The 26,141-nt window shown below is 45.1% G+C and carries 21 protein-coding genes; 14 read left to right on the top strand and 7 right to left on the bottom strand.

Features of this window, described 5'->3' with window-relative positions:
- Window positions 1-14: 14 nt before the first annotated feature.
- From nuoI to thrH, 7 genes are all read left to right on the top strand, one after another.
- Window positions 15-551, top strand: a complete 537-nt coding sequence (gene nuoI / locus U1F02_RS01210; RefSeq protein ID WP_409988526.1) for an NADH-quinone oxidoreductase subunit NuoI — start codon at window positions 15-17, stop codon at window positions 549-551.
- Window positions 552-573: 22 nt separating this feature from the next.
- Window positions 574-1,098: an NADH-quinone oxidoreductase subunit J gene (gene nuoJ / locus U1F02_RS01205; protein ID WP_409988525.1), complete on the top strand. Its 525-nt coding sequence runs from the start codon at window positions 574-576 to the stop codon at window positions 1,096-1,098.
- Entirely contained in the window at window positions 1,091-1,411 is a 321-nt protein-coding gene (gene nuoK / locus U1F02_RS01200) for an NADH-quinone oxidoreductase subunit NuoK (protein WP_409988524.1), read from the top strand. The genes nuoJ and nuoK overlap by 8 nt, the downstream gene beginning before the upstream one ends.
- Window positions 1,408-3,246: an NADH-quinone oxidoreductase subunit L gene (gene nuoL, locus U1F02_RS01195; protein WP_409988523.1), complete on the top strand. Its 1,839-nt coding sequence runs from the start codon at window positions 1,408-1,410 to the stop codon at window positions 3,244-3,246. Before nuoK ends, nuoL begins: the two co-directional genes overlap by 4 nt.
- Window positions 3,247-3,264: 18 nt before the next feature.
- Window positions 3,265-4,788: an NADH-quinone oxidoreductase subunit M gene (gene nuoM, locus U1F02_RS01190; RefSeq protein ID WP_409988522.1), complete on the top strand. Its 1,524-nt coding sequence runs from the start codon at window positions 3,265-3,267 to the stop codon at window positions 4,786-4,788.
- Between the two features lie 7 nt (window positions 4,789-4,795).
- A complete protein-coding gene (gene nuoN / locus U1F02_RS01185; RefSeq protein ID WP_409988521.1) occupies window positions 4,796-6,298 on the top strand; it encodes an NADH-quinone oxidoreductase subunit NuoN in 1,503 nt (500 codons plus the stop codon).
- Between the two features lie 117 nt (window positions 6,299-6,415).
- Window positions 6,416-7,033, top strand: a complete 618-nt coding sequence (gene thrH / locus U1F02_RS01180; RefSeq protein WP_409988520.1) for a bifunctional phosphoserine phosphatase/homoserine phosphotransferase ThrH — start codon at window positions 6,416-6,418, stop codon at window positions 7,031-7,033.
- Between the two features lie 74 nt (window positions 7,034-7,107).
- Here thrH and U1F02_RS01175 read toward each other — a convergent pair whose 3' ends face one another.
- Together U1F02_RS01175 and pabB are read right to left on the bottom strand one after the other, a co-directional pair.
- Window positions 7,108-7,860 carry a dienelactone hydrolase family protein gene (locus tag U1F02_RS01175; RefSeq protein ID WP_409988519.1) on the bottom strand — a complete coding sequence of 251 codons (753 nt, stop codon included), beginning with the start codon at window positions 7,858-7,860 and terminating at the stop codon, window positions 7,108-7,110.
- Between the two features lie 20 nt (window positions 7,861-7,880).
- The gene (pabB, locus tag U1F02_RS01170; protein WP_409988518.1) at window positions 7,881-9,281 is read right to left on the bottom strand and encodes an aminodeoxychorismate synthase component I; all 1,401 of its coding nucleotides are present in this window, start codon (window positions 9,279-9,281) and stop codon (window positions 7,881-7,883) included.
- 160 nt (window positions 9,282-9,441) lie between these two features.
- Between pabB and U1F02_RS01165 the strand changes: the two genes are divergently transcribed.
- From U1F02_RS01165 to U1F02_RS01135, 7 genes are all read left to right on the top strand, one after another.
- The gene (locus U1F02_RS01165; RefSeq protein ID WP_409988517.1) at window positions 9,442-12,273 is read left to right on the top strand and encodes a DUF2339 domain-containing protein; all 2,832 of its coding nucleotides are present in this window, start codon (window positions 9,442-9,444) and stop codon (window positions 12,271-12,273) included.
- 4 nt (window positions 12,274-12,277) lie between these two features.
- Window positions 12,278-13,672: a DUF3999 family protein gene (locus U1F02_RS01160; protein WP_409988516.1), complete on the top strand. Its 1,395-nt coding sequence runs from the start codon at window positions 12,278-12,280 to the stop codon at window positions 13,670-13,672.
- A gap of 51 nt (window positions 13,673-13,723) precedes the next feature.
- Window positions 13,724-14,254 carry a hypothetical protein gene (locus tag U1F02_RS01155; protein ID WP_409988515.1) on the top strand — a complete coding sequence of 177 codons (531 nt, stop codon included), beginning with the start codon at window positions 13,724-13,726 and terminating at the stop codon, window positions 14,252-14,254.
- A gap of 71 nt (window positions 14,255-14,325) precedes the next feature.
- Complete coding sequence (locus U1F02_RS01150) at window positions 14,326-15,306, top strand: HPP family protein (RefSeq protein WP_409988514.1); 981 nt, start codon at window positions 14,326-14,328, stop codon at window positions 15,304-15,306.
- 115 nt (window positions 15,307-15,421) lie between these two features.
- Window positions 15,422-16,255, top strand: coding sequence for a peptidylprolyl isomerase (locus tag U1F02_RS01145; protein ID WP_409988513.1), 834 nt, complete (start codon window positions 15,422-15,424; stop codon window positions 16,253-16,255).
- A 101-nt stretch (window positions 16,256-16,356) separates the two neighbouring features.
- Entirely contained in the window at window positions 16,357-16,725 is a 369-nt protein-coding gene (locus tag U1F02_RS01140) for a hypothetical protein (RefSeq protein ID WP_409988512.1), read from the top strand.
- Between the two features lie 129 nt (window positions 16,726-16,854).
- The gene (locus tag U1F02_RS01135) at window positions 16,855-17,850 is read left to right on the top strand and encodes a right-handed parallel beta-helix repeat-containing protein (RefSeq protein ID WP_409988511.1); all 996 of its coding nucleotides are present in this window, start codon (window positions 16,855-16,857) and stop codon (window positions 17,848-17,850) included.
- A 96-nt stretch (window positions 17,851-17,946) separates the two neighbouring features.
- On the opposite strand, the gene U1F02_RS01130 is transcribed toward U1F02_RS01135, so the two are convergent.
- From U1F02_RS01130 to U1F02_RS01110, 5 genes are all read right to left on the bottom strand, one after another.
- On the bottom strand, window positions 17,947-21,063 hold the full coding sequence (locus U1F02_RS01130; RefSeq protein WP_409988510.1) for a glycoside hydrolase family 15 protein: 3,117 nt from the start codon (window positions 21,061-21,063) through the stop codon (window positions 17,947-17,949).
- A 269-nt stretch (window positions 21,064-21,332) separates the two neighbouring features.
- A complete protein-coding gene (locus tag U1F02_RS01125; RefSeq protein ID WP_409988509.1) occupies window positions 21,333-21,551 on the bottom strand; it encodes a DUF2892 domain-containing protein in 219 nt (72 codons plus the stop codon).
- The gene (locus U1F02_RS01120; RefSeq protein WP_409988508.1) at window positions 21,541-24,768 is read right to left on the bottom strand and encodes an efflux RND transporter permease subunit; all 3,228 of its coding nucleotides are present in this window, start codon (window positions 24,766-24,768) and stop codon (window positions 21,541-21,543) included. The genes U1F02_RS01125 and U1F02_RS01120 overlap by 11 nt, the downstream gene beginning before the upstream one ends.
- A 10-nt stretch (window positions 24,769-24,778) precedes the next feature.
- On the bottom strand, window positions 24,779-25,789 hold the full coding sequence (locus U1F02_RS01115) for an efflux RND transporter periplasmic adaptor subunit (RefSeq protein WP_409988507.1): 1,011 nt from the start codon (window positions 25,787-25,789) through the stop codon (window positions 24,779-24,781).
- A gap of 23 nt (window positions 25,790-25,812) precedes the next feature.
- Window positions 25,813-26,136, bottom strand: coding sequence for an ArsR/SmtB family transcription factor (locus U1F02_RS01110; protein ID WP_409988506.1), 324 nt, complete (start codon window positions 26,134-26,136; stop codon window positions 25,813-25,815).
- Window positions 26,137-26,141: the final 5 nt, after the last annotated feature.

The following is a 26,141-nucleotide window of genomic DNA, read 5'->3' as shown; positions in this document are numbered from 1 at the left end:
GGTGAGGTACAGACATGATTAAATTATTGAAAGGTACATATTCCCAGTTCCGCAGCTTGTGGATGGTATTTACCCATGCGTGGCGTAAGCGCGATACGATTCAGTATCCCGAGCAAATGCCCTATGTTCCACCACGTTACCGCGGTCGTATTGTTCTTACTCGTGATCCTGATGGTGAAGAGCGTTGCGTGGCTTGTAACCTTTGCGCTGTGGCTTGTCCGGTTGGCTGTATCTCGTTACAGAAAGCTGAGCGGGAAGATGGCCGTTGGTTCCCAGAATTCTTCCGCATCAATTTTTCGCGTTGTATTTTCTGCGGCATGTGTGAAGAAGCCTGCCCGACAACAGCGATCCAGTTGACACCGGATTTCGAAATGGCGGAATTCAAGCGTCAAAACCTGGTATATGAGAAAGAGCATTTGTTGATCTCTGGTCCAGGAAAATATCCTGACTACAACTTCTATCGCGTTTCTGGTTTGGCCATCGCTGGCAAGCCGAAGGGTAGTGCGCAAAATGAAGCACAACCTGTGAACGTGAAGAGCCTCTTACCTTAATCAATCAAAGGAATACACAGACGTGGGACCTGCAATAGCTTTCTACCTCGCCGCTGCGATTGCCTTGATTGCATCGATTCGAGTTATCACTAGTACAAATCCAGTACATGCATTGTTGTATCTGGTTGTGTCGCTACTTGCGGTAGCGATGATTTTCTTCGCCTTGGGTGCGCCTTTCGCGGCAGCGCTTGAAATGATTGTTTACGCCGGTGCCATCATGGTGCTGTTCGTATTCGTTGTGATGATCCTGAACCTCGGCGCCGTGATTGATTACCAAGAGAAAAAATGGTTATCACCGCGCGCGTGGATTGGCCCATCCTTTTTGTCATTAGCACTGTTGGTGGAATTGGTTTACACCATCAAACCGAATTTAGAAACACTCATCACCATCACTAAAGTTGGTCCAAAAGAAATCGGAATCGCGTTATTTGGCCCCTATGTGTTGGCGGTAGAGTTAGCGTCTATGTTGCTGTTGGCGGCTATGGTTGCCGCGTGGCATTTGGGTCGTGACGCGGATAAAGACGATAAGGAGACTAAAAATGCTTAGTATTCCCCAAGGCATTCCGCTTGAGCATGGTCTTGTTGCTGCTGGAATGTTGTTTGTTGTTGGCTTAGCTGGTGTGTTGATTCGTCGCAACCTGTTGTTTGTGCTCATGAGTATCGAAATCATGATGAATGCCGCCGCTATGGCATTTGTGATTGCCGGTGCGCGCTGGGTACAACCCGACGGCCAAATTATGTTTATTTTGATTCTGACCTTGGCTGCCTCCGAAGCTGCTATCGGCTTGGCAATCGTTCTTCAACTCTACCGTCGCTACCAGTCTTTGGATGTTGATGCAGTAAGTGAGATGCGCGGATGAACCAGCTCTATTTAACAATTTTATTTCCTCTTATCGGATTCCTTATTCTGGTAACCGCACGCAAACGTTTGTCTGAAAATGTTGCGGCTGTTGTTGGTGTGGGTTCTGTTGGTTTGGCAGCTATTTTTGCTGCTCTTGCCGGTTATGATTTCTTACAGCACAAACCTGAAACGGGTGCTTTCGTTCAGCCATTGTGGACTTGGGTAAACGTAGCTGGTTTCGCACCCGCGTTTAATCTGTATCTCGATGGTTTGTCATTAACCATGCTCGGTGTAATTACCGGCGTTGGCTTCTTGATTCATTTGTTCGCCTCTTGGTACATGCGTGGTGATGAAGACTTTGCTCGCTTCTTCTCTTATATGAACCTCTTCCTGGCCAGCATGATTTTGTTGGTATTGGGCGATAACTTGGTTTCATTGTATTTCGGTTGGGAAGGTGTAGGTCTATGTTCTTACCTCTTGATCGGTTACTACTATCGCGACCCTGCCAACGGCGCTGCAGCCCGTAAAGCTTTCGTGGTTACCCGTGTGGGCGATGCCTTTATGGCAATCGGTTTGTTCGTGCTTTATCAACATTTGGGCACCCTCAATATCCAAGAAGTTATAGCTAAAGCGCCTACCGTATTTGCTGTAGGTTCTTCAGCCGTAGTTTTCGCCACTATGATGTTGTTGGGCGGTGCAATCGGTAAATCAGCACAATTACCCTTGCAAACTTGGTTGGCTGATGCGATGGCGGGTCCGACACCTGTTTCTGCATTGATTCACGCTGCAACCATGGTAACTGCAGGCGTTTATTTGATTGCTCGTACTCACGCGCTGTTTGAATTAGCCCCCGATGTTCTTTACTTGGTTGGCGTAATTGGTGCGGTAACCTTGTTCATCGCCGGTTTCGCTGCTCTGGTGCAAACTGACATTAAACGCATCCTCGCTTACTCAACCATGAGCCAGATTGGTTATATGTTCTTGGCTCTGGGCGTTAAGGCTTATCAACCGGCTATTTGGCACTTGGTATATCACGCCTTCTTTAAAGCTTTGCTGTTCCTTTCGTCTGGTGCGGTGATTATTGCGTGCCATCACGAGCAAAACATCTTCAAAATGGGCGGTTTGCGCAAAAAGATTCCGTTTGTTTATGCGTGCTTCCTGGTTGGTGGTGCAGCGCTTGTGGCCTTGCCATGGGTTACCGTTGGTTTCTATTCGAAAGACGAAATTTTGTTAGAAGCTTACAGTCATCCAGAGCTGTTCTATGCCGGTTTGGCTGGCGCCTTCATGACTGCAATTTATACCTTCCGCTTGATCTTCATTGCCTTCCACGGTGAAGCTAAAACTGAAGTTCATGCAATTCACGGAGCAGATTACTGGCTGCCATTGGGTATCCTGTTGGTGCTTTCAACGGGGCTTGGCGCCTTGATAGTTCCTCCACTTGATGGTGTATTGCCGGGCAATCACGAAGTGGAAGCGGGCGCGAAGCATTTTGTGGAGATCATTACGATTGCAACAGCGATTACCGGTACTTTGCTTGCAGTCTTCTTGTTCTTGTTCGATACCAAAATTGTCCGTTCAATCGCGTCGTCTTCAATCGGTAAGGTGCTGACTAAATTTTGGTTTGCTGCATGGGGCTTCGACTGGTTCTATGACAAAGTTTTGGTTAAACCCTATTTGTTCTTCGCGCATCTTTTGCGTAGAGATCCAGTTGATAAAACCTTCAACCTTATTCCTGCTGGTGTTACCCAGTTATACAAAGGGTTGAGCGCAACTCAAACCGGTAGTGTACGTTGGTACGCTGCCACCATTGCTGCTGGTGTGGTGATTATTCTCGCCGCGCTCGTGTTGTTGTAAGACTAATAAGGAACCGAGATGCTTACCTGGCTCATACTCATTCCATTTATCGGCGGCTTGCTCTCTTGGCAGGCCGAGCGTTTCGGCAATAAAGCTCCGCGCTGGATTGCTTTGTTTAGTATGTTTGCGTTATTCGCATGCACTCTACAGTTGTGGCTTAAACACGATTACTCGTTGGCAAACTTGTCCGCTGGTCAATCCGTTTGGGCAGAAGAATTACAAGTAAATTGGATTCCACGCTTTGGCATTAGTTTTCATTTGGCCTTGGATGGTTTGTCAATTTTGATGTTGTTGCTCACCGCATTTTTGGGTGTGCTTGCCGTTATTTGTTCATGGTCAGAGGTTCAACGTAAAGTAGGCTTCTTCCACTTGAACTTGTTGTGGATTTTGGGTGCGGTTGCGGGTGTTTTCTTGGCTCTCGACTTATTCTTGTTCTTCTTCTTTTGGGAAATGATGTTGATCCCAATGTTTTTCCTAATCTCCCTCTGGGGCCACAAATCAGTGGAAGGAAACAGCAGGGTAGGTGCTGCAACTAAATTCTTTATTTATACCCAATCGTCTGGCTTGTTGTTGTTGCTCGCTATTATCGGTTTAGTGTTTGTTCACTACATGCAGACTAATGTCCTCACCTTCGACTACGCGGCATTGCGTAACACGCAAATGAGCGAAGGTATGGAAATGATTTTGATGTTGGGTTTCTTCATCGCTTTTGCTGTGAAGTTCCCCATCGTTCCTTTCCACTCTTGGTTGCCTGATGCTCACTCCCAAGCACCTACAGCGGGTTCAGTGGACTTGGCAGGTATTCTATTGAAAACTGCCGCTTACGGTATGTTGCGTTTTGCTATCCCGTTCTTCCCTCATGCATCGCAGGAGATCGCACCGATTGCTATGTGGCTCGGTGTTGTTGGCATTATCTACGGTGCCTTTGTTGCTTACGCGCAAGATGATATTAAACGCTTGATCGCCTATACCTCTATTTCTCACATGGGCTTTGTATTGATTGGTATTTACTCCTTCAATCAAATCGCAATGCAGGGTGTGGTTGTGCAGATGTTGGCGCACGGTGTTTCAGCGGCAGGTTTGTTCATCATTTCCGGCCAGTTGTATGAACGCTTGAAAACTCGCGACCTTAATAAAATGGGCGGTTTGTCTGCCCGTATGACCGGTATTCCACCTATCGCTATGTTCTTTGCTGCAGCATCGCTCGGCTTACCCGGCTTGGGTAACTTCGTGGGTGAATTCTTGATTCTGGTAGGCACATTCAAAGTTAACCAAACGATCACTCTGTTTGCGACATCTGGTTTAGTGCTGGGCGCGGTTTATTCATTGATTATGGTTCAGCGTTCAATCCACGGCGCACCGCAAAGTACAGAACAGTTGCCGGGCATCAACGCACGTGAATTAACCATGATGGCCAGCTTAATTTTAATTATGGTGTGGTTGGGCTTATATCCTCAGCCAGTGTTAGACACATCAGCAGCGGTTATGTCGAGTATCGAGCAAATAATAACTGCTTCTCAAAGCATTCCGGTTGCGCAGTGAGGTTGTAATGACAATAACTTTGGAAAATCTTCAGGCGCTTTTGCCTTTATTGATTACATGCGCGACCACCGTGTTTGTGATGTTGGCAATTGCCATTAAGCGTAATCATTGGTGGAACGCTACAGTAACCGTTGCTGGTCTCAATATCGCGTTACTCTCAACTGTTTTTGTGGCTTTTAAACCATACTTTTTTCCGCAAACAGAGGCACTTCTTCCGCAAACAATCACCCCGTTGTTTGTTGTCGATGGATATGCTTTGTTCTTTTCGGCTTTGACGCTCATTGCTGCCTTGGGTGCGACCACTTTAACCAACGCATACATTGAGTCTTCGAAGCGCAACCGTGAAGAAGTTTATTTGCTTATAGCAATCGCTACCGCAGGTGGCATTGTGATGTGTTGTGCGCACCATATGGCTTCGTTGTTTATTGGTTTGGAGATGATGTCGATTGCGCTATACGGTATGGTTGCTTATACCTATGATCGAGCTCGCTCATTGGAAGCCACTATCAAATACATGGTTCTCTCTGCAACTGCGTCAGCGATTATGCTATTTGGTATTGCGTTAATTTACGCTCAAATCGGTTCTCTCGCGTTCGCAGAAATCGGTGCCAAAATCACCCAAGAACCAAGTCTGCTTATTGTTGTTGGTGGCATGATGTTGGTGATTGGCTTGTTCTTCAAATTGTCGCTCGCGCCTTTCCACTTGTGGACCCCTGATGTTTACGAAGGCGCACCTGCACCCGTCGGCGCGTTCCTTGCCACCGCTGCGAAAGTAGCTGTGTTCGCTGTTTTGGTTCGCTTTGCCATTATTGAGTCAAAAAATGTATTGGCTTCCGCGCCTTTCGTTATCACGATGATTGCCGTAGCTTGTATTTCTATGCTCGTCGGTAACTTACTTGCGCTCAAGCAAAACAATATCAAACGTATGTTGGGCTACTCCTCAATTGCGCATTTCGGTTATCTGTTGTTGCTTGTTCTCGTAGGCGGCCCGCAATTTGGTGTTGAAGGTTTTGCGGTTTATCTCGCGATCTACGTGATGACCTCCTTGGCTGCATTTGGTGTTGTGACTCTGATGTCTTCTGCTGATGCTAAACGCGACGCAGATACACTGAATGACTACCGCGGTTTGTTTTGGCGTCGTCCTTATCTCGCCTCCATCTTTACCTTGGCGCTTTTCTCGCTCGCCGGTATTCCGCTCACAGCAGGCTTTATTGGTAAGTTTTATGTGGTGACTGCTGCGGTGGGCGCCGGCCCTTGGGGTTGGATGGCTGCTGCTTTTGTTGTTCTGGGTTCGTCTATCGCGATTTACTTTTACCTTCGCACAATCATTAGCTTGTACCTCGCCAAGAAAAACATGCATCGCTTCGATGCGGATATCAACTGGGGGCAACGCACCGGTGGCATCATGGTGTTAGGTGCTGCGGCATTTATTTTGGTGATTGGTATTATCCCGAACCCCTTGATGTTTATTGCACAAATTACTCAATTGATCTGGTTGCCAACGCCATAATAGGTTGAGTTAACCAATACGAATGCCGACCTAGGGTCGGCATTTTGTTTATGAGATCCCTAATTATCAGAAACCTATCTTTTACCAACTATACGCAGAGCTTTTTTGGAGGTTGTTGTGGAAATTGCATGTCTCGACTTGGAAGGTGTTTTAGTTCCAGAAATTTGGATTGAATTTGCAAAAGTAACTGGCATTGAATCACTTAAAGCAACAACACGCGACATTCCTGATTACGATGTGTTGATGAAACAACGTATTCGTATTTTGGAAGAAAACAATCTTGGTCTGAAAGAAATTCAGGACGTGATTGCTACTTTAAAGCCTTTGGATGGCGCAGTCGAATTTGTAGATTGGTTGCGTGAACGCTTTCAAGTTATTATTTTGTCGGACACTTTCTACGAGTTCTCACAACCGCTTATGCGTCAGTTGGGCTTCCCAACCCTTTTGTGCCACCGTTTAAATATTGATGAGCGCGGTATGGTTGCTGGTTACACTTTGCGTCAGCGTGATCCAAAGCGTCAGTCAGTGCTCGCTCTGAAAACCTTGTACTACCGTGTAATTGCGGCGGGTGATTCCTACAACGATACAACCATGTTGGGCGAGGCTGACCAAGGTATTTTGTTTCATGCTCCGCAAAATGTGATTGATCAATTCCCGCAATTCCCTGCTGTGCACACCTATGAAGACTTAAAGAAAGAATTCATTAAGGCAAGTAACCGCGAGCTAACTCTTTAGTTGTTTGGCTCTTTGCAGAAACAAAAAAGCCGAAGAATTTCACTTCGGCTTTTTTGTTTATCATCTGACGAAAATCAGTAAAGATTTGCTCTGAAAAAACCAATTGCCATTTGGTAGCCTAAGAGTTGTAACTCCGCATCGTACCTGTCTCCTTCATCACGCATAAACGCGTGTACGCCATTGAATTCATGCCATTCGAATTTAACTTTGGCATCAACCAGTTCTTTATAAACAATCGCGCGCCCTTCCGGTGGAATATGCGGGTCTTGTTTTCCCCAGATCATTTGCATAATACCGCGAATTTCTTTTGTCCGGGTACGACTATCGTTGCCAGGTTGTGACGGTGTTAGGCCAGAATGAATATCTGTTGCATAAAAACAACTTGTCGCGGAAATCGCTGGGTTGATTGCAGCGCGATAAGCTAAGCCACCACCTAAACAAAAACCCATAGCCCCGATGTTGCCTGAAAAATAGGGCAGGGTACGTACATAATCAACCATGGCTTGAGTGTCTGTATCGTGTGCTTCTAAAAATTTGGCAACTTTATCTGCATTACCTTTGTCTCGGCCTGCATCATCGTATCCCAGCACAGTTCCGATCGGATTAAGTTCGTGGAATACCTCGGGAACAATCACTATAAACCCATGGCCGGCCATGATTTGAGCGCTGCGGCGAATGGGTGAAGTTTGTTGAAAGATTTCGGAGTACAACAAAATAGCGGGATATTTTTTTGAAATATTCTCAGCGTCTTCCTTCGGACGATATACATAACAACGCATTGTTCCCGTTGGCGTTTCCAAATCGACCTGATGATTTTGAATGAGCATTTTTTCCTCTCTTGTGTTGTTTAATTGCCAAAATGGTTTTCGAGTGTGTCCAATAGCACCTTCACTTTGGCGATACTTTCTTGGTATTCGTTGTCCGCATCTGAGTCGGCCACAATGCCGCCACCGCCCCAGCAGTGAATTTTTTGCTGATCGCAAATCAAGGTGCGAATTGCGATATTGGTATCCATATTTCCGCACGCACTGATGTAACCAATGCTTCCACAGTAAACAGAACGGCGTACAGGTTCCAGTTCTTCAATAATTTCCATGGCGCGGATTTTAGGCGCGCCTGTGATGCTTCCTCCTGGAAAGCTATTGGCGAGTAAATCTATAACGGTTGCGCCATCTCTTAGGGTACCCGTGACGGTGCTGACTAGGTGGTGGACGTTGGCAAAGCTTTGCAAACGAAATAGCTCAGGAACCCTAACGTCTACACAAGTCTTGCTCAGGTCGTTGCGTAGAAGGTCTACGATCATCAGATTTTCGGCACGGTTTTTTAAGCTCGCTTCCAGTTCACTGGCGTTGGCTTTATCTTCTTCCGGTGTTCTGCCCCGCGCGATAGTACCTTTGATGGGCTTGGTTTCGGCTTGCCCCTGTTTCAGTTTTACAAAACGTTCTGGCGATAGGCTAAGAACGGCTCCTTGTTCAAACTCCATATAGGCGGAGAAAGGAGACGGCAGAGATTCCCGCAGCTTTAGGTAGGCCTGGTATTGGTCTCCCTCGTATTCGCTGCTGAATCGTTGGGCAAAGTTAACTTGGTAGCAATCGCCAGCGGCGATGTAATGTTTAATCTTCGCAATTGATTGGCGACATTCGTCTACATTAAGATTGGCTTTAAACCTATTGATTTTAAAGGGTTTTTCATCAGAGTTATCATTCTGCTTTAAGTCGTGAAACACTCCCATTTCCGATGCGGTCTTACAAATTTGCTCGATATCAAAAAAGTTATAAGCCGGAGCCAAGGCATTGTTAACCACAAGCCAAGCTTTTTTTTCGTGATGATCCTGAATAATTGCCCAAGGGTAAATGCCTACACACATATCGGGCAACTCAACATCCCGCTTAGCCAAAGAGGGTATATCTTCCAAACGCCTACCTAAGTCATAGGCAAAATAACCCAAAGCACCGCCACAAAATGGAACCTCAGTAAGCGTATTGGCGTTTCGGGTGAGGCATGTTTGAAGAATCTCGAAGGGTGCATCGCAAGAAGTAGTTTCCCCGGCGGGGCTATAGACGGTTGTTTTATCGCCGCAGGTGATGATCTTGACGGCTGGAGCTGCACATAGAATATCGAACCGACCATAACTGCTTTGCGGGTAACAGGAATCCAGCCAGATTGGCATAGGTAAATGGCGAATCTGCGTGAACCAATCAGATGACTTCTCACGATATGAAACGGGGATCAAACGAGCAGTGTGCATCAACTAAACACCTGAAAAATGTCGCTGCATTTTAGCCTAAAGCGGTACGTCTGTTCGCGCAAAATAGTGCTTTTGAGATACGCCTCTGTAACAAAAATGGTTTTTGCTGTCAGAATACCGCATCAATAAAAACGGGTATTTAAGCCTAAGGGAGTTTTTGATGGTGTTAATGATTGTTGGTGCAGTTCTTGGCTTGCTTTTCGGGTGGGGATTTTTAGGTTACCAAGGTTGGGTTTTAGGATCCATGCTAGGTGGGTTGGCTGGGCTTGTTATTCATCAATTAAAGAAAATTACTCTTCTCGAAAAATCTCTCCAGTTATTGAAAGAAGAGCAGTTCAAAATCAGTCATCAGCTATCAGAGCTAAAAAATAGCCCTCTAAGTAAACCCGCCAGTGCCATCGCGCCGGAAATCAAAAAGCCACTTGCAGACCGCGTAAACGAATTGGCAGCAACTCAATCCATAAAAGCTAATTCAACGAATAATGAATCGCTTAGTCTCGATCTAGATTTGCCTGAAACACCACAAAAATCCAACGTTAAGTTGCCTCCCGCGCAACCGCAAGTACAACAGCCGCGTGAACCGAGTATTGGGGAGAAAATTTTTTTTATGGTGCGACGTTTTTTTACCGAAGGAAATCCCATCGTCAATATTGGCATGGTGATTATGTTCTTTGGTGTGAGCTTTCTTGTTAAGTATGCGTCCGGCCAAGGTTATTTTCCCATCGAGCTTCGCCTCACCGGCGTGATCCTCGGCGCTATTGCGCTACTGATATTTGGATGGAAAACACGCACACGTGCGGGTAATTATGGATTGGTTTTGCAAGGTGGTGGTATCGCTATTATTTACCTGACGCTTTTCGCCGCCGCAAAAATGTACGGGTTGATTCCCTTGGGTGCAGCATTTGGTTTGCTATTTTGTGTGGTTGTTTTCGGCGTTTTACTGGCGCTTTTACAGAATACACAAACGCTTGCGATACTCGCCACAGCTGGTGGTTTCCTTGCGCCCATTTTGACTTCAACAGGTGAGGGTAGTCATGTCGGTTTGTTTAGCTTCTACCTAATTTTAAACTTGGGTATTTTGGCAATAGCGCTTTATAAAGCATGGCGCCTGTTAAATTGGGTGGGCTTTATGTTCACCTTTGTAATCACTACTGCTTGGGGTGTATTGAAATACGAGCCGATTTTTTACGTGAGCACACAACCCTTTTTAATTGCCTTCTTTGCGCTTTATCTTATTGTTTCCATCTTGTTCTCTTTCAAACAGCCAACCAATTTAAAAGGCGTGGTTGACGGAAGCTTAGTGTTTGGTTTGCCTCTCATAGCATTCGGATTGCAAACCGCTCTTCTAATACATACAGAGCATGGTCTTGCAATTAGCGCGATTGTACTAGCGGCGATTTACATTTTGTTATCGCTGTTTATGGCGCGCCAATACCTTGATACGCATCGCGTGTTGATTGAATCATTTTTGGCTTTGGGTATTTCCTTTGCCACTCTCTCAATCCCATTAGCCTTAGATGCAAGTTGGACTTCTATAACCTGGGCATTAGAGGCGACTGGGCTGGTGTGGATTGGTTTGCGCCAGCAACGTTTACGCGTGCGAGTTGTTGGTTATTTATTGCATGTGGCGGCAGCCTGTTCGTTAGTTATTTTCGGTGACTTGCATACAGGAATAAAACCGATTATCAGCGGCGATTTCGTGGGATTAGCCTTGCTCTCATTTACCTCATTTATTATTGGTTATTTGTTACATCTCTTTGTTGACAATACCAAATCGGTGGAACGAGTTATCACCAAGCTTGCAATAGTCTTTGGCGTTGTGTGGTGGTTTGTCGCGGGTATTAATGAAATCAATGCCCACATTTTAGAGCAACATTTATTCAGCGGTATTATCATTTTTGCAACGCTTTCGTCAGCAGTTCTAATGTGGGCGGGTCAAAAGCTTGTATGGGAAAGTTTGGGTAAGAGCGTATTTGCGTTGTTGCCGTTCATGCTAATTTTGTTTGGTTTGGAATGGTTTTTTAACCTAGATGATCAACATCCTACGCAAGGATTCACTCCACTCGCTATTGCTTTTTTCTTTGCTCTCCAATACCTATTCTTACGCAAGCAAGAAAGCGCGTCACAACCTCCCGTTAGTTTGTTGCGATGGTGGCAAGTTTTTAGTGCTTGGGGATTGATAGGTTTAATATTTTGGGAGGTGTCGTGGCAGAAAGACCATTTCAATTTGCACGGTACCGCTGGTTTAATGGTTTGGTTTGCTGCTTTGATCATTCCGGTGATTGCACTCATAGGTGCCGGCCAGAAAAAGTTGTGGCCTTTTGCTCGTTATCAACACGAATTTAAAAATTGGATTCCAGCGCCTTTATTTATATTGGCGGTCGCTTGGTTCGTTTCTGTTTGCAATAAAAACCCATCCGGTTCTACACATTACATACCGCTTTTGAATCCATTGGATCTGGCGCAGTTTGCTGTTGTGTTGGTGTTTGCCTACGCCGCTAAACATCAATTTATGAATGCGATTGGCTTTGTATCTAATAAGGTTCGCTTTAGCTTTTTGGGTGTGATGTTTTTTGCTTGGCTTAACGTGGTGGTTCTGCGTGCTGTTAGCAACTATCAGCAGATTCCCTATTACATGGATAGTTTATGGGATGCGGCACAAGTGCAAATGGCTTTATCCATTTTGTGGACTGCATGTGCATTAGTTATCATGAATCTATCGAGAAGAATACAACGACGCGAATTATGGTTAGTTGGGGCAGGATTCTTAGCCATTGTTATCTTAAAACTTTTCACTAAAGACCTTTCTGGCAAAGATACCTTGGCGGGTATTGTTTCTTTCTTGATTGTAGGTGTGTTAATTCTGCTAATCGGGTACCTATCACCCATCCCAGCCAAAATTGTAGCTGCTAGAGAAAGCGCGCCTGATAAACGAGGTGAAGACAAGCAGTTGTCAGGTGAACAATTACAAAAAGTAGGTGCTCAGGAATAATTTCATGAAATATTTTTTAAAAACCTTGTGTTTTGTACTTCCTCTAATTACTTCAGCTATTGGATATTGCGCAACACCCGTTTATGAAATCCAATCTGCCAATGGAACCTTTATACAGGTTCCATTGAGGCATGAGTTGTTTCGGTACAGCAAAACTCCAAGATTGGACGATGTTGTCGTGTTGGATTCGACAGGAGCGTCTCTGCCTTTTAGGGTTGTAAGTGTTGCGCCCGCACAACCAAAGAAAACGGAAGAAGTTGTTACAGAGCCTTTGGCTTATTTTCCGATTGCGTCTGATGCAACTCCAGATACATTACGCCAGTTGCGTACAACGCAAATAAAAACCAGTAGCGACAAAACCCAAGTTTTTACAAGCAACAAGGTACTCAACAACGCTACACCAGATTTCTATTTAGTTGATGTGAGTAAAATCGATAGGAATCTTTCAGGTATCGGTATTGATTGGACTGCTCAAACAAATAACCAGTACCTTGAGGTGGAGCTGGAAGCTACTCGAGATTTAACTAATTGGTTTTCTTTAGCTAAAGCCAATTTGGTTAATATCAATCAGGATGGCGAAAGTCTTGTACGCAATGTTGTTTCTGCAGTAATCGAGAAGGGAAATGTTGAGTTTCTGCGCATAAAAATTTTGCGCGGTGCAGATAATTTAATGATTAACCGAGTATTCGGAGAAATTCGCGAGCAACAACAGCTTGAAAAGCCAATGCAAGAAACTTGGAGTTTGCAAGGCGAATCTGCTAAAAGCCAAACAACAGCGTATTTGCCCAGTTCTCACAGCAAGGCAGTTACTGTGGCAGCCTGGGAATTTGTACGCAATGAAGTTACACCTGTTGATAGTGTCGCGATTGATCTCGAAACCCGCGCTTACGCAGGTGGTATAAAGATATTCTCGAGAGCCTCTGAAAACGCAAACTGGATATTACGCCATCAGGGGATTTGGTTTAATACTCAAATTGGCGATAAATGGGAGAAAAGTAATCCCATAAGTACTTACGCGGTTCGTGATACTTTTTGGCGTGTTGAACTCAATGAGTCGATGAAAGCGAGTGCTACACCGAAGATTCTTTTCGGTTGGTCCCCTTACCAATTACAGATAATCACCAACAACAAGCCTCCTTACACTTTGGCAATTGAAACTGGAAAGAAACCTTTAGATAACCGAGATCAAGTTTTTAACCAGATATTATCAGCAACTAATCCGCAGTGGATTCAGGCCAATCTAATCTCTCTAAGCGTGCCTCCCTCTGCACTAGCGGCGTCTGAACAAATAGATTGGAAGCAATGGCTTTTTTGGGTGGCGCTTATCTTGGCGGTAGGCGTATTATTGGCATTTTCTTTAAGGCTGCTTAAGCAGCTAAATATCGCCAAAACCGAATAAAATGTTTCGCTTCAAATACACAGGATTCATAAAACCATAATGAAAGAGTTAATGAGTGCTAGTTCTGCGATAGCAGTGCCATCCATACCTGCGGTCATTGACCTTGAGGCATCTGGTTTTGGCAGCAACAGTTATCCTATCGAAGTGGGCTTCGCTTTACCCAATGGTCGGTTAGCCTGCACATTAATTCGCCCTGAGCCGGAATGGACACACTGGGATGAATCAGCTTATGCGGTGCATGGGATAACCCGCGACCTGCTCATGGCATTTGGTAAACCCGCCAACCAAGTTGCGCACTGGTTGAATCAGCAATTGAAAGGGATGACCGTTTATTCTGATGCTTGGGGGCACGATTACGCGTGGCTCGCCATTTTGTTTGATGCTGCAAATCTCGCCCCAAGTTTCAAGCTGGATCATCTTGCGAGCATAATGCCGGAATGCGAAGCAGCACGCTGGAATTCCATTCATCAAGATATCGAAAAAGAATTAGGACTAAAACGTCACAGAGCCAGTAACGATGCGCTCATGTTGCAACGCACCTGGGTTCGTCTCATGGATAGTAACCGTTTCACTCACGCTTAAAAATGCGTTGAAAATTTAGCAAATTTTCACGCTGACGCTTCTAGCGAAATTGATAGTAATCCTTCATCCCTATGAATATAAGAACGGTTTTACATGAGCTACGTTTGCTCATCGGATTTGAACGCAATACAACTAGCCATGGCGAAAAATGGATTTCTGCGGTAGGCGCAACACTCGGTATAATTTCGGTTTATTGGATCACGCGTTGGCAGTTTCCCCATGGTTTTATGGAGAATGCCGGTTCTTTAATAATGGTCACGTCCATGGGAGCATCAGCGGTGTTGTTGTTCGCTGTTCCGCAAGGTGCGCTTTCACAGCCCTGGTCCGTTATTGGCGGTCATTTATTATCGGCGTTTGTCGGAGTGAGCTGTCAAAAATTATTTCCAGATCAAACTTGGACTGCTGCCGTGGCAGTAGGTGTGGCCGTAGGCGTTATGCATTACGCGCGCTGTATTCATCCACCCGGTGGCGCAACTTCATTGGCGGCAGTGATTGGCGGTTCGGAAGTTCATGCGCTTGGTTATCACTATTTAATCATGCCTATATTAGTTAACGTGATTGCTATTTTATCGATGGCCATTTTGTTTAACGCATTCTTTCATTGGCGTCGTTATCCTGCACATTTACACAAACGCATTCGCGAATCCAGACAAACACAACCCGCTGAGCGCCAATTTGAATTAACTCAGGAAGATTTTTCGGCAGCGATGCAGCAATTAAACTCCTATGTGGATATTACTTCGGAGAATTTGACTGAGCTTTTAGAGCTTGCAAAGCAGCATGCGGAAAAAAATATTACGCACCCTAGTGACATTATTCCCGGTAAGTTTTATAGCAATGGAAAGCTCGGAAAATTGTGGAGTGTTCGTCAAGTACTGGATGGGTCTGATGATAATGTGATCCCTGAAAAAGATCGTGTTATTTATAAGGTGCTTGCTGGCAATGGAGCTTATCAAACGGGAATTTGCCTGCGTAGCGAATTTCGCCAGTGGGCGCGTTTTGAAGTCAAGCCGCAAGGCAATGGGCGTTGGGTAAAAGTTGAGGCGGATTAATCTAATCACCCATTCGAAATCCCATTACAAATTTCAACAAATAATTTGATGTGCTTCATTGTTCTACTCCGATACCATAAGCACTTAATACATTTCAGCTTATTTGGATAATAAAATGCTTTCTAAGAATCTCAGTTTTTATAATTTGTTCAAGCGTCATTTTCGCATATTTGGTTTGGCTTTTTCGTTACTGATTGCTCCTTCAGCAATGGCAACTATTGTGCAGTTTCAAACGGTAATGGGCGACTTCCAGGTTAACCTCTACGATAAGAACACACCTAAGACGGTTGAGAATTTTTTAGCGTATGTTAAAGCGGGAGCCTATAGCAACACCGTTATTCATCGTGCCATCCCGGGTTTTATTGTGCAGGGTGGCGGATTCAAATATGACACCAAGTTTCCGTTAGTTGACGTTGTGCAAAATGCGGCTGTAATAAATGAGCCTGTATATGCAAATAAGCGTGGCACTATTGCCATGGCAAAAGTACGCGAAAACCCAAATTCCGCAACGAATCAGTGGTTTTTCAACGTGGCCGATAACAGCAGTAAATTGGATGCCCAAAATAGTGGCTTTACTGTTTTTGGTGAGGTGATGGGAAATGGTATGGCTATAGTAGATGCCATGGTTACGCTCAATATTTTCAATTTAGGTTCCAATACGGCGTTTACTGATATTCCGCTAAGAAACTACACATCAGCCAACGCAACTAATAATGTCGCCATAACCGACAAAAACTTGGTAATGATATTAAATGTTGTTGTTCTTGATGCTAACGTAGATACAGCTGCAAATTTAAATCCTACAAAAACGACTTACACTCCAAATTCTGGTGGCGGCTCTTCTAGTGGTGGGAACAATAGCAGCAGCGATGGCGGGGGAGGCTCTATAAATTTGTGGGGATTACTGCTTCTTGCTGGTCTTGCTTTACCGAGGCTGCGTCGCAAATAGTCGTTTACAAATGATCTAAACTCATTTGTAATACCGCGAATTTCGAATGAAACTGTTTGGTGAGTAATTGCCAAGCAGTTTTTTATTTTTAAGGAGTTCGCATGATTACCTATTTATATTGGCTTGCAGTGATTCTTGGGGCAGGCTTTGTGGGATGGGCCATTGGCAAATTTGTAAATTATAAATACGGCGCGCTCGCAGCACTTGTCCTTATATTTATCGGTTGGGTCGCTTTTTTCTTCAAGTACGAGCAAATGTTTGTGAAGAATTACGGTGGCGTGATGACTATTAGCGTGCCACAAGGTCAAATTCATTTGTCTTCAACCTGGAAGGACGATCATCTGTGGATCGAAAACTACGATCCTAAAACCAATTCCTGTTATTTCAATGAGTACTCAAAGGGGCACCTCTTGCAAGGCAAGGTGATCATTGAAAACTGCAATCCAGCATTGCCAGCCAGCTCCAAATAATATGAGTCTAAGGACTAAAAAATTAGATCATTTTCTTCTAACTACCCGTATTTCTTTAAAAGCTATCATTAGAAGCTACTTTTAAAGAATGCAAAGTGGTTTGCTAGTGTTTGAATATTGAGGTGTTTGATGAGACGTGTAAGTGTTTGGGCGAAATTAATTAGCGTAGTTTTAGTAGTAATGTGTTCCCACCAAAGTTTGGCTGTAACTGTTCGTGGCAATACCTGCGACGCAATCCAGAAAACCATTGATAAGTTGCCGGCAATTGGTGGTGAAGTCATCATTCCTGCGGGGACTTACACCTGTGCAACACCTATTATTTTGGATCGTGACAATGTGATTGTAAGAGGCGAGGGTGCAGCAACCTTGTTGCGCGTGGCAGATAAAGCCAATATACCCGTATTTGTGATGGGGCAAACCCAACGCTCTCCAACGGTGACCCGTCGTTATATTCAAGTGAAGAATTTACACATCGACGGCAACCGCGCAAAGCAAACATCAGAATGCATGGGTGGTCCCTGCAGTGATGAATTTCCATTGCGCAATAACGGCATAACAATTCGCCGCTGTGAAGACTGTGTTGTTGACAACGTCACTGTGTATGGCGCTATTTCGGGCGGCTTGGTAACCGAATTAGGATGCTATCGCTTGATGATTCGCGATTACACATCTTACGACAATGAGTTTGACGGATTTGCAGGTTATGAAACAGAGAACAGTACCTTTTCCGGGATAAACCTCTACAACAACAAAGGCGCGGGCATATCTGCCGACATACACTTCGACAACAACAAGTTTAGCGACGTTACCATTACTAACACCCAAACAGTGGGTATTTTTATGCGTGACTCATCTAACAATTCTTTTACAAACGTTCACATTCGTAATTCAAAAGAGCACGGTGTGTTTTTGGCGCAGGTCGATGATGACATTACCAAACCTGCGGCAGGCAATACTTTTAACAGCTTGGTAATTTCCGGATCGGGGGGGTACGGTATTTTGATTAGCGATGCGTCCTGCGTGAACAATTTATTTGTCGCAAGCCAATACATTGATAACGTGAAAGGTTGTTATGGTGAAGCGGCGTCTAACTTAATTGAAGGCGTTGGGGCTATTTGCCGTTAGATTGCTTTATATATGCGCCAACTGACATTCATGCCTAACTGATACAATTAGTAAGTAAAAAAATCCATCTGTCTAGATGGATTTTTTTTGATAGTTTTAAGTTAAAACTGGCTCAAAAGTTTCAGGTTTGGCCATGCTCGCATAAGTTAAATTTATGTATAAATTCAGAACATGTGGGGACTGATGCATAAATATATCTAAATAGCGGGCGCTGCTTGGTAACTTATCTTTTAAAGTCTCTACACAGAAAGCCTTGGCAGATTGCTCCAGAACTTCGCTAAATATCACAGGCTTTTTAAAGCGAGCGGTAGGGTTATTATTGCAGTATTGAGTGAAAGCATAAAGCGCTTCAACCACAGCGCTTTTATAATAGGCGGGGTGAAGCTGATGCGTCAGCTGATCAATAAGCAGCGCAAAGCTCTCTTCCCCAGCAGTCATTGAACTTAGAACCATATCGCAATCCAGCACAAAACTTTCCGGATTCGTCACACCAAACACGAGTTTTTTAGCGTGGCTCAAACTGTTCCATATTTCCTTCAAGAAGTGGTTATCAAAATGCGTGATGAGCCCGCGCGCTAATCGCCACTCTTGCCAATCAGTACTGGCTGCATCCGCAGCCATAATGTCGCTCATCATGGTGTATTCATCGTGGTGCATTTTATAAGGTACCAAATGGTTAACACCTTGTGCGAATACTTTGGTGCGCGATATCAATACGTTCTTCAACTTTTTATAAATTTTTGCCGGCGATTGCAAACCAATCCATTCCAGCATGCTTACATCTTCAGCATCGTCTTTATCTAACGCAAACAACATGAGGAAGTTACGCAATTGAATTGAGCGCAAGCCATCAAATAGTTTAGGATCTGTACGAATCAGACCGCCAATTGCTGACAACAGTTCGAGAACAAGTGTTTGTTCGAGTGGATCTTTAAAGTTGTGATAAATACCTTCGAAGAACTCTGTGTTTGAGAAAGATTGGTCCACTTTAATCTCGGTGTGATTATTGTCGCCCACAGTTATAGATAGGTTGCGAGCCGCAATTACGGTCAGACTATCGCCAAGATCTACCGGTGAATAATTCATACGGGCAAAACAATAACGCGCTAAGAGCCAGTTGTTTTTGCTTTGGGCGCGATAGTAAATTTCTTTAATAAAATCACGAATAGTTACGTTAGTATTTAAGTCATCGATGACCGTATCCATCGGTTTGTCGGCCAAATACGCAACAGATTTTCTGAAATTGATAATGTCATTTTCAGTATTGAAGTTGCTGAGAATGTTTTTAGCCGTAGCTTCAAGCCAGGTGCAGTCCAGCTCTTTGTCTAATACAGTGCTACTGTCATTCAACGAGGTAACAGAGTTCACGTGAAAGTAGGGGATAGTTAACTGATTCACCCGTGAGGCGCGGTAAGCGAGGTTTGCAGAGGCATAGCCCACATATTCTTGCTCAGTACGCAATTGATAATCGCGGAACATGGCAAACAAGCTGCCTGCATCGGGAATTTTGCTGAGCTTTTTATCCACTAAAAATGAAAACACAGCAACTTCAGAGCTCAACCAATGTTTGTGAATGTACTGAATTTCTTGCGTCACATATTCGATGACCATTTGCGAGTCGAACATGCGGTAATCTTCTTTCTCACTCTGCAGCCAACTCAAACACAAATAGACTTTGTTGTTAATTTCATGAGATTGCGAGGTGGTTAAACTTTGCAAACGACGACGTGGTCGGCCACTTAATCCCAAAGCTTTATTCTCACCAACGTGAGCGTAAGCTTCCATTAAGCTGGGTGCGCTTACCACCGCCATGGGTTTAATATCTTGAATGGTTTCTGCAATCACACCGTGTTTGGCCAAGGTGTTTTTAACTTCTTCGTTCTCAGCAAGCACAACCAATGCAATTTGTGATTTTACAAACTTGGTTGAACGGCGGCGCATTTTTAACGGATCCAAATCCTCTGTACGAAGTAAACCTTCGTCCATCATCAACCCGGTTAAATACAAACTTTGCGCCCACACGAGTGGTAAGTTTTCGTTGGGAACACGTGGCTGTGTACGTGGATTTTTCTTTTCGGCATCGATATTTTCTTTGGGTACGTAGTAAAGCTCAGGTAACAAACCAATACCATCTACGTGAACCATTAATGCTTCGAGTTTTTTTCGGTAATGTTTCGCTGTTGCTTCACTTCCATCGAACAGTGCGCTGATATAGAGATAGGTAAAAAACAGCGGCCACTCGGATTCAATGTTTTCGAATTTCCCTAATTCGGTTTGCTCGTAATAAATACGAGAACTTTCTTCTACAACGGTTTGGTGACCGTCGAGCAAGAAACGCTTGCAGCCGTAATTACCGCCGAGTTTGGTCATAATCGCATCGCGTGTTTGTGTGGCAAGCGTTTCTTTACCTACCGCGAAGGCTGGGAAACCAATAATACTTAAGAGCGCGCTGTCAGTTTCTTTTGAAAGTGATTCGCGCGGTAAGAGAGAGGTTAGGGTAGTGCGCGCCAAGGAAATCGCATCCGCGATTACGTGAATAACACCGCGTTTGGACGCGTGCTCACCGTACAAATTAAATCCATCCAATGCTTGCAACGCAGCTTTCGCCATGCCCACTGAGCTCGCATTAATTTCCGTACGCCCGTTGTTTACTTTATTTCCGCGCTCCCAAATACCGTAGTCGGGCATGCGGTATGCGCTGGAGATGTAATACACGAGGTTTTGAATAAAATCGACTTCGTCATGCGTGCAAATAATTCGCAGGCCGGATGCCGTCATTTGGGCGAGCATTAACAAATAGAGGGAAGTTGCGTCAATCTGCAAGTGCCCCCAAGCGTTATCGGCAACAACGGGCAGGCCAGTTGCAGTGTCATATTTCGCGTGAAGCGCATCTATGTTGTTAAGCGTGTGTTTGAATTTTTCGACCTTGGGCGCTTGGCGCATCATGGATTGCAGCAGGCCACGCATTAACTTGATGGTGGATTGTTCCAGCTGATCGCTCTTATTGGTTTCACCTTGGCGGCGGTAGGCCAAACCGAGGCCCCACACGCAAATGATCGAATAAACGTTATCGCGAACCCACGCATCGGTGTAATCGCCGTGAATGTTAACGCTGGTACTAGCGGGCAAGAGACCAGTCACAGGGTGCTGGCGGTTCAAAATGACTGTTTCAACTTCAGCGTACAAACGCTCTAACAGCTGGGTATGTTTCATAGTTAATCGCAAATTATCAATTATGGGAACGCGGTGGGGCGTGGATCAGGTAAGTCTTTCTAAGAGTTTAGCTTATATCGACCTGATGGTGGCTCCAAGGAAAACTTAAGCTTAGGAAATGCAGCAATTATGATGCCACGGACTTTTAGTAAAAGTCCTTCAGATGCGTGATGATGGTTTAAAAGCTTCAAACGTTAAGACGGATCAAATCTCAACCCCAAGATAGGTTAAAAGCGCCGATTTGACGCTCTTTTTGATCATAAAATTAACTACTTAGTGGCGCGGGCGAGTTCTTTTTCAGATTTCAACTTAAAAACTTTACGCATTATGAGCGTTGCTGGGCAGAAGCCCGTAAACGACTGCTGAAATAAATTTGCACCAATAAAGACCGTGAACCAGAAAAAGTTTGGATGAACCAATTGGGTGAGTGCAACACTGATAAGAACCATAAGGCCTGCAAAAGCGGTTAATGCACGTTCACTGGACATAGATGTCTCCTGAATGAGTTTGAGGATGTTGTTGATAGTGATAGGCGTAGTAAACGACCGGAATTACCACAAGGGTTAGCAGGGTTGAAACCAGCAAACCAAAAATAAGCGATACCGCGAGCCCGCCAAAAATGGGGTCGTCGATGATAAAGAATCCACCCATCATGGCTGCAATAGCGGTCAGACTAATGGGGAGTGCCCGAACGGCCGCCGCGTTGATAGTCGCGTCTTCAAGTGTTTTACCGTCGCGAACTTCTTGCTGGATGAAATCCACTAACAGAATGGAGTTGCGCACGATAATGCCCGCCAATGCGATCATACCGATCATGCTGGGCGCCGTGAATTGTTGGCCGAGCAGTGCGTGGCCAGGGAGAATGCCGATAATGGTTAAGGGGATTGGTGCCATGATAATGAGTGGCACTGAATAGCTGCGGAACATGCCAACCACTAACAGGTAAATCATCACCAAGCCTACCGAGTAGGCAATGCCCATGTCGCGGAAGGTATCGAGTGTGACTTGAAGTTCGCCATCCCATTTCAGGCTCCAGCGGTAGGGATTTTCAGGCTGGCGGTTTAAGAACTGCTGAATGGGCTGGCCGTCTACATCGGTTTCCTTCAGTGTGTTGTAAATCGCGCCCAAACCATAAAGTGGACTGTCAGCTTTGCCCGCAACATCACCGGTAACGTAAACCACCGGCAACAGATCTTTGTGATAAATACTCTGGTTTCTGTGGCGCTCCAGAGTTTGCGTTACCTCGGTAATTGGGACTAGCTGCCCTTGCTGGCTGCGCACCTGAATATTTTTCAGATGTTCCAAGCGATCCTTCTCTGTGGCTGGCAAAGTGAGACGCAAAGGAATGGGAGATTTGGATGTCTCACTGTGTAGATAGGAGGCATCGTCGCCTTTTAAGGCAGTGCTGATCGCTTGGGCGATAGTGGTTTGGTCAACACCCAAGCGTGCGGCGCGGGCGCGATCCACAGCGATAAGCCACTGGGTTTGGTCGGCTTCGAGTGTGTCATCCACATCAACAACATCAGCTGTGTGTTCGAATACATGGCGTACTTGTTTGGCAACTTCACGCTGGCGGCTGTAATCGAGCCCATAGATTTCCGCAACCAAAGGCGATAGCACTGGTGGTCCCGGTGGAACTTCGACGACTTTCACATTCGCGTTGTAACGCTTGGCAATAGGCGCTAACAATTCGCGTGCTTGCGCAGCAATCTCGTGACTTTTGCGCTGACGATCATGTTTCTCAACCAAGTTCACTTGAATATCGCCCATATGTGCTTCGCGGCGTAAATAGTATTGACGAACCAATCCGTTGAAGTTGATGGGCGCGGCTGTGCCCGCATAGAGTTGGTAGTCGGTAACTTCAGGAAGCTTATCCAGTTCAGTTGCTAAAGCCTGCAACGTTAGCTGCGTGTTTTCAAGCGGCGTACCTTCGGGCATATCTACAATGATTTGAAATTCGCTTTTATTGTCGAAGGGCAACATCTTAAGCATTACGGCTTGTATGACGACCAAACCTATCGACAATGTAATTAAACCGAGAATGCCACCGAGTAAATAAAGGCGCGCTTTTTTGCCGTCTTCCTGACGCAAAAATGGCGTCATTATTTTTGTGAATAGTGGTAAAAAACGATGTTGGTCGGATGTCTCGTGCTTGTGTACGTATTTAAATCTGGCAAATAATTTTCGGTATAGCCAAGGGGTAAACATAAAAGCTACAGCGAGTGAAATCAGCATCCCGCTGGATGCATTAATGGGAATAGGGAGCATATAAGGCCCCATCAATCCGCTGACAAATGCCATGGGTAAGAGCGCGGCAATAACCGTAAAGGTGGCAAGTATGGTGGGACCACCGACTTCATTCACCGCAAGTGGAATAGCTTCGTCAAGTGATAGTTTGCTGTGAGTAAGGTGGCGATGAATATTTTCAACAACGACTATCGCATCATCTACCAAAATTCCGATGGAAAAAATAAGCGCAAAAAGTGATACGCGGTTGAGCGTGAACCCCCAAGCCCAAGAAGCAAACAAAGTAATCGCGAGCGTAACAATAACGGCCGCACCAACAACAAGAGATTCACGCTTGCCCAGTGCAACTAACACTAAAACAATGACAGACAGTGTGGCAAAAATTAATTTTTTTATCAGCGTTTTTGCTTTATCGGCTGCGGTCTCGCCGTAGTTGCGGGTGATAGTTAGTTGTACGTTATCTGGCAGGCTAATGCCGCGCAAATTATCTATGCGCTTGATAATTTCATCAGCCACTTCCACTGCATTTTCACCGGGCTTCTTTGCAATAGCGATAGTAAGTGCAGGAAACTGTCCGCTGGGTTTTCCATTTTTTGCCGGGAAGCCGTGGGTGACATATTGCGTAGCGTAATCTGCTCCTATTGTGATCTGTGCAACATCCCGCATAAACACAGGAGCATCGTGGTATACGCCTACCACTAGTTCTGAGAGCTCCTCGGGCTTCATTAAAAAGCTACCAGCTTTTACTAACTGCACTTGGTTATTGCTTACTAAAGTGCCCGCGGCAATCGATGTGTTTGCACCACTTAATGCCTGGTGCAAATCAGCCAAACTTAAGTTGTAAGCAGCTAAACGTTGTGGGTCGAACGCAATACTCACAACTGGATCTGAGCCGCCAATAATCGTAATGTCCCGCGTGCCAGAAACACGTTGCAAATCTGTTTGCAGTCGATGTGCTGTCGCTAATAAATCGCTGTTGGTGAGCTCGCCTTCTGACCAAATTGTTGCGCTTAAAATTGGAACGTCATCAATACCTTTAGGCTTGATGAGCGGTTTTCCCACGCCAAGGTTTGCGGGCAGCCAATCATTTTTTGCGTAAAATGCATTGTATAAACGTACGATTGCATCTGTGCGTGGTTCACCTACTTTGAATCGTACTGTTAAGGCGGCCATTCCCGGAGAAGAGGTGGAATAAATATGTTCGACACCTTTTATTTCAGAGATTAAATGTTCTGCGGGATTGGTAACTAAAGCCTCCACCTCGGCAGGACTCGCACCGGGGAAAGGAATAAATACATTGGCAAAGGTTACATTAATTTGCGGTTCTTCTTCGCGCGGTGTAATTAACACGGCGAAAATTCCGAGCAGCACACCTGTGAGCGCTAATAGTGGTGTTATCTCAGTGGTGAGAAATGTTTTTGCAATGCGACCGGAGATGCCCAAAGATTTTTTTTCCATCGCTTTCACCTTAGCGTGAAGCTTTTAAAGTTGTTGCAGCAACTAAAGGATCTACCGCTATGCGTTCACCCGGGTTCAAACCTGCCAACACAGGAAGGCGGTTATTGCTGGTGCGGCTTCCTAAACGCACTTGGCGCAAAGTTAAGTTTTTGTCTGTCACTACATAAACTCCAGACATTTCGCCGCGCTGCGCCACAGCCGATGCTGGCACCAATAGTTGTTCCGTTTCGCCTGTTACAAAAGCAACCTTTACCAAAGTGCCTGGAAAGAAATCATGTTGACCTTCAGGTAAATTAATCAACAGCTTAAAGCTATGACTTAGGGCGTCTGCGCTGGGAGGAATTCGTAAATCCCTAGTGTCTAACCAACTTCCATTGTTTAGTTGCACGCGTGCAGTTTTAAATTTTCGTATAGCACCCATGTAAGCTTGCGGAACATTTACCTGAACGCGTAATTGTTCCAGTGACAATCCGGTCATTAATGGAGTGCCAGGGGCAACTGATTCGCCCAGCTTCACTAAACGGTTGACAACAATTCCAGCATAAGGCGCATAAACGGCTGTGTACCCCAAGGCTTGTTCCGATTCTTTTTGCGCAGCTTCGGCCGATTTGAAAGCGGATTCGGCTTTATCAAAATCAGCTTTGGCAATTAACTTTTTAGCCAGCAAATCTTGCATGCGTTCATATTGCGCTTTTGATTCAGCGTATTTTGCTTGTGCTGAGTTCGCGCGTGCTCTTTGCTCAATATCAGTAATTCGTAAAATCAAATCGCCTTTTTTAACAAAATCACCCACGTCCACGGGCAAGTCGGTCACGCGGCCGCTGGTTTGTGCAGATACAGTCGCTTGATTAAGCGCTTCAATAACTCCATCAAACCGAATCTCTTGCGCGACCTTGGTGTTCTCCAGCGTAATGGTTGCAAGTTGAGGCACGCCAAATGCCGACTCATCTTTTGTCTTTTGGGAGCAGGCGCAAATCATTATTGCTGCTAATAAGAGCGAGCTAAGAGTTTGTAGAGTCATAAATATGTCCTGATTATTGGCGTTTAGACCGGGCAATAAATCGATTTCAATACGCTAATTACTTGCGATGCTTCCGTACCATTTAACCGGTAATAAACAGTTTGGGATTCTTTGCGGGTGCTTACCAAACCTGCCTCCCGCAAACCAGCAAGATGTTGGGAGAGTGCCGATTGGCTCAATGGAACGACTGCATTTAGGTCGCTTACGGACATCTCGCCAGGTATAAGGGTACAAAGAATCATCAAACGGTTTTCGTTTGCCAGGGCTTTCAAAAGCGCGGCTGCGGCTTGAGCGTGAGCACGAATATCGAGCGGGTCTTCGGGCGACATAGGTTGTGGATTGTTCATGGTTC

Origin of the sequence: Cellvibrio sp., from assembly GCF_046347455.1 — a bacterium.
In the GTDB taxonomy this organism is placed as follows: Bacteria; Pseudomonadota; Gammaproteobacteria; order Pseudomonadales; family Cellvibrionaceae; genus Cellvibrio.
The sequence above is the reverse complement of the archived record's forward strand: the minus strand, read 5'-3'. Positions and strand labels throughout refer to the sequence as shown.